We start from the raw sequence: 11,429 nt of genomic DNA on the forward strand, positions 1-11,429 counted from the left end.
TGGTTTCAGACGGCATGGGCCATGACGTGGCGGCACCGGGTGCCGCCAGGAACAGAGCAAAATAACGGCTGAGTTCAAATACTCAAACGTCACTCAGGCGTTCAGGCCGATCCAACCATGGATGCCCACGTACAGGCCAACACCGATGATCAATACGCTGGACAGATAAGGTGCCCGCCGCGCAACGCTGCCCAGCCAAGGCCAGCGGTTGGAGGCTTGCCGGGCGCCAATCGCCGCGGCTACCCCCACAGTGACCAGGGTCAGCGCCAGGCCGATGCTGAAGCACAGGACCAGCATCCCGCCCAGCGCAACCTCCTTGACCTGAAGACACAGCAACAACACCGTGATCGCCGCCGGACAGGGAATCAAGCCGCCGGTCAGACCGAACACGATGACCTGCCCGGTGGTGACCTCACGGTTGGTGAAGCGCTTGCGGATATCATTGGCGTGCGCCCGTTCATGGGCGTCCTGATAACCGTCAATCGACAACTCCAGGCCTTCCAGCTCGGAATGCGCATGCCCGTGATCATGCTCCTGGTATTCCAGGTCGTAATCATGGGAGTGCCCGGCATGCCCGAGACTCAGGCGAGTGCTGAATTCATGAGGTTCCGGGATATCGACCGTCGACTCCAGGAAGCCTTCGCGCTCGATGAATGCAAAGGTTTGCGTGCTGCCATCTGGACGGGTAGTCGTCAGGCGCACGTCTGAAGCCGACCACGCATGCCCGCTCAGCGTCTTCAAGCGCCAGTGCGGCGGCATGCCCTGTTCAAAAATCGACAGTTCGACACGGCCGTGCCCGGTATCGATCCGATGCGTTTCATCATGATGGTCATGAGCATGATCATGCTCGCCATGAGGGTGATCATCGCCTTGCTCGAACTTGAACATCTGCTCGCCACGCCAGGTGCGCCAGAGCATCCAGAGTGCAATCAGAATAATCAGCGCCGAGGACGCGAGCTGAAAGTAAGGCTCGGTGGTCTGGGCGTCCAGGCCTTTGCCCAGGTACATGCCACCGATGGCCACCAACCACACCACCGCGGTGTGCGACAGCGTCGCGGCCAGGCCCAACAATACCGCCTGTTTTACCGAACCACGGATCGCCACGATAAACGCCGCCATCATGGTTTTCGAATGACCGGGTTCCAGGCCATGCAGGGCGCCGAGCAGGATCGCGCTCGGGAAGTACAGCCAGGCGTGTGAACCGCCCTGTTGCAGGAGTTCAGCGAAATTGGGCATGTCAGAACCTAGAGGTATTTGGTGATTTGTTTAAAGGCTTCCAGCGGTGCGCGCTCGCCCGTGTTCAACGCCGAGACGGTGTCTTCCAGGCAGTGATCGATGTGATCCTGGATAAGCGTGCGCTTGGCCTGGCACACCGCTTTTTCCACGGCATGCAGTTGCTGGGCAATGTCGACGCACTCACGCCCCTCTTCAATCATGCTGATGATGCCGCGCAAATGGCCGTCGGCACGTTTCAGACGCTTGATGATCGCTGCATGGCTCTGGTGGACGTGGGGATGGTCATGTTCGTGCTCACTCATGATTTGAGTCCCGGGTCTCAATAAATTTCGCCCGGATACTATCCCCCCCTATAGGATAGAGCAAGCGTATGGTGAGCACGACCGACCGGGAAACAGCCAGGCAGGGCCGACTGGCAAACGTCGACCCTGTCGCTGATGTATCAGACTGTTATTGATCATCCTCGCGCCGTGGCAATGGCGGCCGATATTCGTTGGCCTCCTCGGCATCGGGCGCCTGCATCGAGCTGGCGGGCATAAACACATGGGTCAACAGCTCGCGGGCATCGATGTCGAGCACGCCAGGCACCGCGCGGACCCGCTCAATGACCTGTTCGCACTGACGATGGGTCAATACTCGACCGCTCAACGTCACCGTACCGGCATGGGTTTTCACATGGATATGCAGGCTTTGCGTGGAGTCCGCCATGGCCAGGGCGGATTTGACCCGGGCGGTGGTCCATGTGTCGTGCACGGCCATGCCCAGGTCGTGGGAATAATGCTGCAAGGAATGGTTTTTCATGGCAGAACCCTCTGTCGAGTTTTCAGACGTACTGTTCAGCCTTGGGCGCGACTATGGAGTACGCGCCACAGCCACACCGACACGGATTAATTATAGTGCGCTGCTCCGCAAAGACGACAGCAGGCGCCCAGCGGGCGCCGAATTATCGCAACTGAGCGCGGGCCCGTCGGAAGGCATGGGGCGATTCACCCGTCCTGCGCTTGAACGCATGGATAAAGCTGGCGGACTCGGAATACCCCAATGTCTCGGCGATCTGCTCGATCTGCAAGCGCGAGCCCGTCAGCAAGCGTTCGGCCATGGCCCCACGGACTTCATCGCACAAGCCGAGATAAGTCGCGCCCTCCTCCTGCAAGCGGCGCCGCAAGGTCCGCACCGACATGCACAGGGTGGCGGCCAGTTGTCCCATGGCCGGCAGGGCGGCCGGCTGCGCGGCCAGCAGCTCGCGCACCCGCCCGACCAACCCGCCGGTCTGCGGCCCGACCTGCAGACCACGGCGACACTGGTCATGGGCGATATGCAGCGCCAGGGGATCGGCCAAGGCCAGGAGAATATCCGCGTCGGCCTGACTGAAGACCAGGGCGCTTTTCGGCGCATTGAAGCGCGGGCGCACACCGGTGAGCTGCTGATAGAGCGCCACGTCGGCCGGCTCGGCGAAGCTGAATTCGATGGCCCGGGGTATCGCCGTGTGTCCGAGCAGATCACCGGCGATCCTCAACCCGGCGGCAAAGGAGCGCTCGACGATGAACGGCAGCAGATCCGCGGGGATATCGCTCTCTTCGCATTCGATCCGCAGGTCCGTCGCCAAGGCGTCAACCATCACCCGCACCAGGCTGGCATTCAACTCGGAGTAATGCGGAATCAGTGAAAAGGCATCGCGCAGCGTGGAACTGCTGACCAGGGCAAAGCCCAGCGCGGCCAATGAAGTAAAGCGGTAGCGCAATCCCACTTCCAGGCCCAGGCCACTGGCGCCACCGCAGTGCTTGAGCAGGTTGCGGATCAACCGGAACTCCTGCTCGAAGGTAACAAGACGGGTCGGGTTTTCCAGGTCCGCGGGCTCAAGTCCGGAGCCTGCGAGAAAATCCACGCTCGACAGGCCGCGCTCAACGCCGACCTTGGCCATGATCACCGCACTGCTGATGCTACGCTGTTGATTACTCACTGGCGCGTCGACTCCGCCGAAAGGAACCCAAGGTCGATCACAGTGCACTCCCGATCAATTATATGGCCGAACAGATCATGTTCACCCCTGACGCCATCTCTAGACTATCGCTAACGCAAGACCGCGCAACACTCGCCCGTTTCGATCCGGGTACAAGCCGTCGGCGGCGCTCTCCATTTCGCCCATCTGACCAGAAGCCTCGACCGTGATGAATACCCGCCCCCCCTGCGTCCCCCGTCCGGACAAACGCCTGCCACGCAGCGCCAGAACGCCAGCCGGCGCACTGGCCTGCCTGGCACTGGCCGGCTGCAAGCAAGCGCCGTCGATCAGCGTGATCGGCGCCTATTTCCCGGACTGGCTGTTTTGCGCGATTGCCGGCGTGCTGCTGACCTTGCTGGTCAGGGCCATGCTGCTCAAGACGCAGCGTACCGCATGGCTGCGGCCATGGGTGCTGAGCTACCCGCTGCTGGCCCTGCTTTTTTCACTGCTGAGCTGGCTGGTCTTCTTCTAACCCGGGCGTTTCCCCATGCAAACACACTCGTCTCCACCATACCCTCGTCGACTGCTCCTCGGCGCCCTCTGCGTCGCCGCCCTGGGCCTGTTGCTCTGGGTGATCGCCCGCCTGGATGCGCAACCGCGCACCGACGACGCCTACGCCTATGCCGACACCGTCAATGTCACTCCGCAGGTCAGCGGACGTATCGTCGAGCTGCCGGTGCGGGAAAACCAGCAGGTCCATCAGGGCGATGTGCTGATGCGCATCGATCCGCGCCCCTATCAGGCCGCGCTGGATGAGGCCAAGGCCTCGCTGGTGGAACTGGATCGGCAGATTGGCCTGAATGAACGCCAGGTCGCCGCCCAACGCCTGAACGCCGAGGCGGCACATGCCGAAATCGAGCGGGTCCAGGCGCTGGCCAAGCAAAGCGGCGACACCCTCAGGCGCCAGGAAGCCCTGCTGTCCCACGGCTATATCTCCGCGGAGGCCATCGACCAGTCACGCACCTCCAGGCGCAGTGCCCAGTCGCAACTCAATGTCAGCCAACTGCAAGCCCGCCAGGCCACTGCCGCGGTCAGTGGCGTCGATGCCCTGGTGGCCCACCGGGCGGTGATCGAGGCACAGATCGCCCGCGCCGCGCTGAACGTCGAGTACAGCAGCGTTCGCGCACCGTTCGAAGGCCGCGTGGTAGGCCTCAAGACCGCCGCCGGCCAGTTCGCCTCGGCTGGCCAGTCGGTGTTCAGCCTGATCGACACCGGGCATTGGTTCGTGGTCGCGAATTTCCGCGAAACCGAGCTGAAAAACATTCGCCCGGGTGATTCCGCTACCGTTTACCTGATGAGCGATACCCGCCAGACATTCAGCGGCAATGTCGACTCGATCGGCTTCGGCGTGTTTCCGGACGATGGCGGAACCGATGTCAACGGCTTGCCCAAGGTCGCCCGGTCGATCAACTGGGTCCGAGTTTCGCAACGTTTTCCGGTGCGCATCCGGGTCAATGGCACGGACCTGCAGCCGTTTCGCCTCGGGGCGTCGGCGGTGGCCGTTATCAATACCGCCAGCGGCCCGACGCACGCCACGACGGCCACCGCGCCATGAGCGGAGAAACCCAGGGGCAATCGCCATGGGATATCCTCAAGGAGGAATTGCGCGACCGCCCCGGCCGGGTGAACGCGGTGCTTCGTCATCTGCTCTCTTGCACCCTCGTCATCCTACTGGCCATGAGCTTGCAGGTGCCATTGCTGTCGATCTCCCTGGTACTGGTGTTCTTCGTCACCCAGTCGAGCGTGGCCATGACCAAGATGCTCGGCACACTGTTTGTTGTCAGTACCACCCTGGCCGTGGGCCTGGCGATCCTGCTGCTGAAGGTCAGTTTCGACTATCCGCTGCTGCGCATCGCCGGTGCCAGCCTGGTGTTTTTCGTCAGCGTGTTTTTCATGCGCACCTGCCGGCTGGGTCCGCTGTTTTTCGTGGTAGCCCTGCTGACCATCTATATCCAGAGCCAGGTGGACCTCAATAACAATCCCGAAGCCCTGACCCGCGCCTGCCTCTGGGCCTGGATGGCGATTGTCTATCCGACGGTGGTGACCGTGGCGGTCAATACCCTGCTGCTGCCGGCACCACCGCCACCCGGTGAAGCGGCACCTGCCCCCAAGCCACCGCTGCTGGTGGCTGATGCCTTCGAAAACCCGGTCTATTCCCAGTTCGCCTTCAAGACCCTGCTCGCCGCGCTGCTGTGCTACCTGCTGTATACGGCGGTCGACTGGCCCGGTATCCACACCGCCATGCTCACCTGCCTGATCACCGCCATGCCGAGCCTGGAAAAAACCCTGCACAAAGGCCTGTTGCGCGTCCTCGGTTGCCTGGTCGGCAGCGCCCTGGCGCTGTTGTGCATGGTCTGGGTGGTGCCGCGGATCGACAGCATTGTCGGCCTGCTGCTGATGAGCCTGCCGGTGCTGGGCCTGGCCGCCTGGGTCAGCGCCGGCTCGCCGCGCAGCAGCTATGCCGGGATCCAGATCGTGTTCGGCTTCGCCCTGGCGCTGCTGGCGGACTTCGCGCCGATGACCGACCTGAGCGAAATCCGCGATCGGCTGGTCGGCATACTGCTGGGCGTCGGCGTGACAGCCTTGATTCATATCGGATTATGGCCTGAGTCCAGCAATACCTGACGCAGGGTTACTTGCCCACGGGTGCCTGGGCGCCAAGCGCGTTTGCGCAGCCCGTCGATTCAAGCGCAGGATGGCTTTCAGCCATATAGGTTATCCAAGGGAATAGCGACCACCGGCAACGCCGGATCGAAGGCATGCCGAGTGGTCTTGTAGGGAAATATCTCCCCACGCGCCAGGGTCGTGAAAATCCGCGCCACCTCAAAGGCCTGTCCTGTCTGCCAGTGCCTCACGCACACCCGCGGATCGGCGTAATCGAGCTCAATGCAGGGCACCCGTTTCAACCCCAGTTGCCACGCCGCATTGAGTCGGTGGTTGCCATCCATCACGATCCCCCTGGAACGCTCGACAATGATCGGCTCCAGCCAGTGGCCCGTGTGCAAGATCGACTCTCGAAGCCTCTGCACATTGCCCGGATCGACCTGTTCTGACTGTTGCACATCACGCAAAGACCGCAACACGATGCTGTACCCCTGGTGTGCATCCGCTGCGACGGAACAAAGCGGCTGGTTTTCCATGGTAAATCTCCTGATTTGACGACCGATTCAGCAAGCATCGACTTTGCCGACGAGGGCATGCCGGCTGGCCACGTCAAGCAGACGTTGCGCCTGTTCGATCAGGGGCAGGTCGACCATCTCACCATCCACTTGCACCGCGTGACTGCCTCCGGCCACGGCACTCAGCACCCGATCCGCCCAGGCCAATTGCCGGGCATCGGGCAAGAAAGCACGCTGCACGGTGTACAACTGCGCCGGGTGAATGCACAGCTTCGCGCCAAATCCCAGGGTCCGGGCGTAATGCGACTCCTGCTCCACCGTGCGCATGTCGCGGAGCGCGGGGGTCACACCATCGATCGGCGCCGGCAGATCAGCTGTACGCGAAGCCAGCACGATTCGATTGCGGGCAAATAGAAAGGCTTCCGGTACCTGGCGGCAATCGATGTCCAGGGAAAAATCCAGCGAGCCGAACGCCAGGCGCGCAACGCCACGGATCCCGGCAATCGCCTCGACCTGTTGCAGGCCTTTGGCGGTCTCGATAATCGCGACAATCTGCACCTCCGGATTCCACGCCAACAAGCGCTCGACCACCCGGGACAAGGTCTCGGGGCACTCCGCCTTGGGCAGAAAAATACCCGTGCAGCGCTGCGGATAACGCATATCGCCAAGCCAGGTCATGTCGTGCTTGAAAAAGGGGCTGTCAACACCGTTCAAACGAATGTAACGCTGGCACCGTGTGGCCGGGGTCTGCTCCTGCCAGACCCAGATCGCCGCTCGGGCAGCGGGCTTGTAGTCGGGATGAACAGCGTCCTCGAGGTCCAGGATGATCGCGTCGGGCCCGGCGTCCACCGCCTTGGCAAAACGCTCGGGACGATTGCCCGGGACGAACAGGTAGCTGATGGGAAGCGTGGCGGTGGCGCTGAGACGATCAGTGGTCATTGAATCTCTCCTTGGCATGCATCAGTCGTAAATGTTCGAGTTTTTCAGGCGCTTTGCACCTTCGCGCCGTGGGGTCATTCAAAATATTTGAAAATCTTACTTGATAATCGTTCGCATTAGCAATATCGTTCGTGGCAATTCGTAGGTTTCTTCCTACAACTCGAGAAGGCGATCCTGTTTATGGGAAGTGTGACGCAGTGATGCCATTTAGATGTCAGCCGCTAGAGCTTTAGAAATACCGAGGCGTGCCATTAATTAATGGCTAAACGTTATGTCCGCATAAACCACACGGAATGAGGTTGTCATGCAATTGTTTTGTCAATCAATAACCGCCACCCGCACTATTCCTCTACCCGCCAGCGCTGTTTGGCACCCACCTCCACGGGTTTGAGTTCTCGCTACTGACGAGAGACCGCATCACATCTGTCGACAGCGTTTAGCTGTCGAAATAGGAATGGCGACGTTTTTGATGCCAGAGGTTAACGATGCCTAATGCAATTGCGCCAGCACTTAAAAATCCCGCTGAAGTACATGACCCCGAACTTCTAAAGCCACTGCTTGATCCGGTTATTTCGCATTTTATTCATCACTTTCCAGACACACTTTTGGATTGGGTGAGACAACACGGTTCGCCCTTGAATCTGGTATGGCCCCACGCATTCCAAGTCAATGCAACGGCCTTGCAAGCGGTGTTGAAGCAGTTCGACGTACGCCATGCGATCTTTTACGGAGCCAAGGCCAACAAGTCGCAAAGCCTGCTCGGCGCGGCCGCCTCGGCCGGTATCGGCATTGATGTTTCAAGCATCCACGAACTGGACGCGGCGCTGCGTGCCGGTACTCCGCCGGAGCGCCTCTGTGCCACAGGACCGGCCAAAACGACCGCCTTCCATCGGGCGCTGGTGCGTGAGGGATCGCTGATTTGCGTCGACTCCGCAGAGGAATTCGAGCATCTGAAGGGCGTCGTCGAATCCCTGCCGGCCCCCGTCAAAGCCAGGGTTTTGCTGCGTTACAGGCCACAGAGCTGCTCGTCGAGCCGCTTTGGCATGGGTGCGAGCGAGCTGTTGCTCAGCCTGCAACGCCTGGCCGAACTCACGGAACTATTCCACTTCGAAGGTTTCCATTTTCATCTTGGCGGGTATGACTTCGAAACCCGGGTCCAAGCCTTTCGCGAGCTCAGCAGCTTCGTCGAAACGGCTCGGGAAATGTCGCTGACTCCGGAAATGATTGATATCGGTGGCGGCTTGCCGATGCGCTATATCGAACCCCAGGCCTACACCCGCTTCCTGGAAAACGCCAACCAACCCAGCCAGTACCACAATCAAAAAACACCCAATTCTTATTATCCTTACGGCAGTCATCTGACAGCCTGCCAGTGGCTGGAAATGTTTCTCGAAGCACAACATTCACCCGCCCAGTCCATCGCCAGTTATCTGAAAAAACAGAATATTACCCTGGCACTGGAACCCGGTCGAAGTCTGGTCGACCAAGCGGCAATTTCAGTGTTTCGAGTGACACGCACCAAACAACTGGCCCAGCACAAAACCGTCATATTTGTCGAAGGCAGTAGTTTCAGTGCCTGCGAAACATGGTTCTCATCGGAATATCTGGTCGATCCAATTCTAATCAGCGCCCAGGAATCAGGGCACACCCCCATGCAAGCCTATATTGCGGGTCACAGCTGCCTGGATGACGACGTTATCACTCATCGTTTGATCCATTTCAGCAGCACGCCCCAACCGGGAGATTTATTGATTTATGCCAATACCGCCGGTTACCAGATGGATCTGCTGGAAAACGAATTTCATCGTCATCCCCTGCCACGGCGGCTGACGGTGACTTGTTGCACGGAAGCTCACTACGCACTCTCACCTGACTACTAAAGGGAATACTTCACATGATACTGAGTAAAGTTTCCGACCTTATTGGTAATACGCCCATGCTGGCGATTGCCGTTCCAGATACGACCGCCAGACTGCTGCTCAAGATTGAGAAGAACAACCCCGGCGGTAGTATCAAAGATCGAATGGCCCGCAATATGGTGCTCGCCGCCCTCAAGTCCGGGCGACTGAAACCCGGTGGCGTGGTCGTCGAATCCTCTTCCGGCAATACCGGCATCGGCCTGGCCATGACGGCCGTCGAATTTGGCCTGCATTTCATTGCCGTGGTCGATCATCACGCGGCCCAGGACAAGATCGCCGTGATGAAGGCATTGGGTGCCGAAGTCCGCTATGTCGAGGGGACCTATCGGGAAGATGAAGTCGCGGTCGTCGAGCGCCAGCGACTGGCGGCCGAACTGGCCGCGCAGATCCCCGGTGCCGTGTTCATGAATCAATCGGACAACGCCGCCAACGCCGGTGGTTACAGCGATTTTGTGCGGGAAACCATTGCCCAGGCCGACGGTAAGGTCGGCGCTTACGTCGGCTGCGTCGGTACCGGCGGATCGATGACCGGCATCGCTCGTGGGCTGAAATCGCACAACGCCAACACCGTGACAGTGGGTGTCGAGCCTGCCGGCTCGATCGTCTTCGGCCACCCCGGTTATCCCTATTACCAATCCGGCACCGGCACCCCGGCCGGCGATACCGTGGGCCTGGTGCTCGACTACAGCTGCATCGACCTGGGCGTCCAGGTCACCGATTCCCAAGCCTTCGAAACCGCCCGTTACGTCGCCAGAAACCTGGCGCTGCTGGTCGGCGGATCGACCGGCGGCGCGATTTTCAAGGCACTGGAGCTGATCCACAAAGGTGTGCTCAGCGGCAATGTCGTGATACCGATTGCCGATGGCGGTGAAAAGTACCTGCACACCGTATTCAACGAAAAATGGCTGGCGGAACGCGACTTGCTCGACCCTGGCATCGCCACCCAGCTGGATACCTGGCTGGGCAAGACCCAATGGCTGGAATCCAGCTGCACGCCACGGCAACTGAGCGTTGCATGACCCACCTTCGACACAGGAACGTCTCTTAATGAAACCGCTGAAAGTCGCCCTCTGTGGCGGTGGCAGGACCGGGCATCTGAACGCCATTGTGTTCAAGCAACTGCCCGATGTTCAGGTCTCGATGCTCACCAACAACCCGGAAGTTGTCGATCAACACGCCCGTGGTACGCCGCTGCAAGCGCTGCTGCCGGACGGTTCGACGCTGAGTGCCCGGCTGGATCGACTGACCAGCGATGCCCGGCTCGCCGTCGAGGATGCCGATATCGTCATCATCACGGTGCCGGCCCATGCCCGAGCGCAAACCCTGCAGGCCATCGCGCCGCACCTGAGCCCCGACAAGCCGGTGTACATCGGCGCCATTCCAGGCTTTTGCGGTTTCGACTGGCTGGCGGAGTCCGTGCTGGTCGATCGGCCAAACCTGGTGATCTGGGGGATGAAGGATGTCCCCCACACGGCGTTCGAGCTGAAGCCCGGACGCTCGATCAAAATGGGCGGCGGCAAGAGCCAGCTCTACGTCGCCACCCACGCCCGGGAGTCCGACGCTTCGCGCCAGCACCTGCATCAACTGCTGACCCGGCTGTACGGCCCGTGCGTGACGCTGCTGGACAACTACCTGGAAATCACCCTGACCCCGGGCAATCCGATCATGCACAGCTCGGTGATCTACGGGTTGATCGGCCCCTACGGCCAATGGCACCGGAAAATTTTTCCCCAGCCCCTGTGCTGGTGGAGCGAATGCCCCGAGTTGGGGGCGTACTTCCTCGAACGCATGGACCAGGAAAGCCAGGACCTGTGTGCCGTGATCAGTCAACGGCTGGGGGTCGACCTGTCTTCGGTGAAATCCTTGAAAGAGGAAATCGTCGAGGCCTACGGCGAGCAGATCCGCGACCAGAGCAGCATGTTGTCGATCCTGCGCACCAACCAGGCTTACAACAACATTCTCGCGCCCATGGTGCCAGCGGCAGACAACCGTGCCGGCTACGTGATCGAACGGGAAAGCCGCGCTTTCAACGAGGACGTTGCCTACGGCCTGGTGCTGCTGGTGGAAATGGCCAAGCGCTTTGACCTGAAAGTGCCTTACATCGAGGAAGTCCTTAACTGGAGCGTTTCCTACATGCAAGGACTACGGGATTCGGCACTGGACTACTTCCCCCGCCACTGGCCGCGCACGGCATGAGTCGACAACGCCCTCTTCTTT

General features: G+C 60.4%; 12 protein-coding genes. 6 read left to right on the forward strand and 6 right to left on the reverse strand.

The genetic code is table 11. The annotated features are described in order from the left end of the window. Positions 1-93 precede the first annotated feature (93 nt). From AC07VG_RS29130 to AC07VG_RS29145, 4 genes are all read right to left on the reverse strand, one after another. Entirely contained in the window at positions 94-1,236 is a 1,143-nt protein-coding gene (locus AC07VG_RS29130) for a nickel/cobalt efflux protein RcnA (protein ID WP_495002801.1), read from the reverse strand. A gap of 8 nt (positions 1,237-1,244) precedes the next feature. Further along, entirely contained in the window at positions 1,245-1,538 is a 294-nt protein-coding gene (locus tag AC07VG_RS29135) for a metal-sensing transcriptional repressor (protein ID WP_495002800.1), read from the reverse strand. Between the two features lie 148 nt (positions 1,539-1,686). Beyond that, a complete protein-coding gene (locus AC07VG_RS29140) occupies positions 1,687-2,037 on the reverse strand; it encodes a BON domain-containing protein (RefSeq protein ID WP_495002799.1) in 351 nt (116 codons plus the stop codon). A gap of 142 nt (positions 2,038-2,179) precedes the next feature. Continuing rightward, positions 2,180-3,196, reverse strand: coding sequence for an AraC family transcriptional regulator (locus AC07VG_RS29145; RefSeq protein WP_495002798.1), 1,017 nt, complete (start codon positions 3,194-3,196; stop codon positions 2,180-2,182). A 208-nt stretch (positions 3,197-3,404) separates the two neighbouring features. Here AC07VG_RS29145 and AC07VG_RS29150 point away from each other — a divergent pair, with 208 nt between their 5' ends. Genes AC07VG_RS29150 through AC07VG_RS29160 form a run of 3 tightly spaced genes read left to right on the forward strand, consistent with a single transcriptional unit; the run spans position 3,405 to position 5,860 of the window. Beyond that, positions 3,405-3,707, forward strand: a complete 303-nt coding sequence (locus AC07VG_RS29150) for a YtcA family lipoprotein (RefSeq protein ID WP_495002797.1) — start codon at positions 3,405-3,407, stop codon at positions 3,705-3,707. A 15-nt stretch (positions 3,708-3,722) separates the two neighbouring features. Next, a complete protein-coding gene (mdtN, locus tag AC07VG_RS29155) occupies positions 3,723-4,790 on the forward strand; it encodes a multidrug transporter subunit MdtN (RefSeq protein ID WP_495022325.1) in 1,068 nt (355 codons plus the stop codon). Continuing rightward, positions 4,787-5,860 (forward strand): FUSC family protein, encoded by a 1,074-nt coding sequence (locus AC07VG_RS29160; protein ID WP_495002795.1) that lies wholly within the window; start codon positions 4,787-4,789, stop codon positions 5,858-5,860. Before mdtN ends, AC07VG_RS29160 begins: the two co-directional genes overlap by 4 nt. Before the next feature lie 77 nt (positions 5,861-5,937). On the opposite strand, the gene AC07VG_RS29165 is transcribed toward AC07VG_RS29160, so the two are convergent. Then, entirely contained in the window at positions 5,938-6,375 is a 438-nt protein-coding gene (locus AC07VG_RS29165; protein WP_495002794.1) for a ParB N-terminal domain-containing protein, read from the reverse strand. Positions 6,376-6,402: 27 nt separating this feature from the next. Beyond that, positions 6,403-7,293 (reverse strand): HpcH/HpaI aldolase/citrate lyase family protein, encoded by an 891-nt coding sequence (locus tag AC07VG_RS29170; protein WP_495022326.1) that lies wholly within the window; start codon positions 7,291-7,293, stop codon positions 6,403-6,405. A 485-nt stretch (positions 7,294-7,778) separates the two neighbouring features. On the opposite strand from AC07VG_RS29170, the gene AC07VG_RS29175 reads away from it, so the two are divergent. The 3 genes from AC07VG_RS29175 to AC07VG_RS29185 are packed head-to-tail and all read left to right on the forward strand — an operon-like array spanning position 7,779 to position 11,408. After that, positions 7,779-9,173, forward strand: coding sequence for a Y4yA family PLP-dependent enzyme (locus tag AC07VG_RS29175; protein WP_495022327.1), 1,395 nt, complete (start codon positions 7,779-7,781; stop codon positions 9,171-9,173). A gap of 14 nt (positions 9,174-9,187) precedes the next feature. Beyond that, on the forward strand, positions 9,188-10,231 hold the full coding sequence (locus AC07VG_RS29180; protein WP_495022328.1) for a PLP-dependent cysteine synthase family protein: 1,044 nt from the start codon (positions 9,188-9,190) through the stop codon (positions 10,229-10,231). A 28-nt stretch (positions 10,232-10,259) separates the two neighbouring features. Continuing rightward, entirely contained in the window at positions 10,260-11,408 is a 1,149-nt protein-coding gene (locus AC07VG_RS29185) for an NAD/NADP octopine/nopaline dehydrogenase family protein (protein ID WP_495002790.1), read from the forward strand. Positions 11,409-11,429: the final 21 nt, after the last annotated feature.

This window comes from Pseudomonas sp. GW821-FHT03C07, assembly GCF_059420925.1.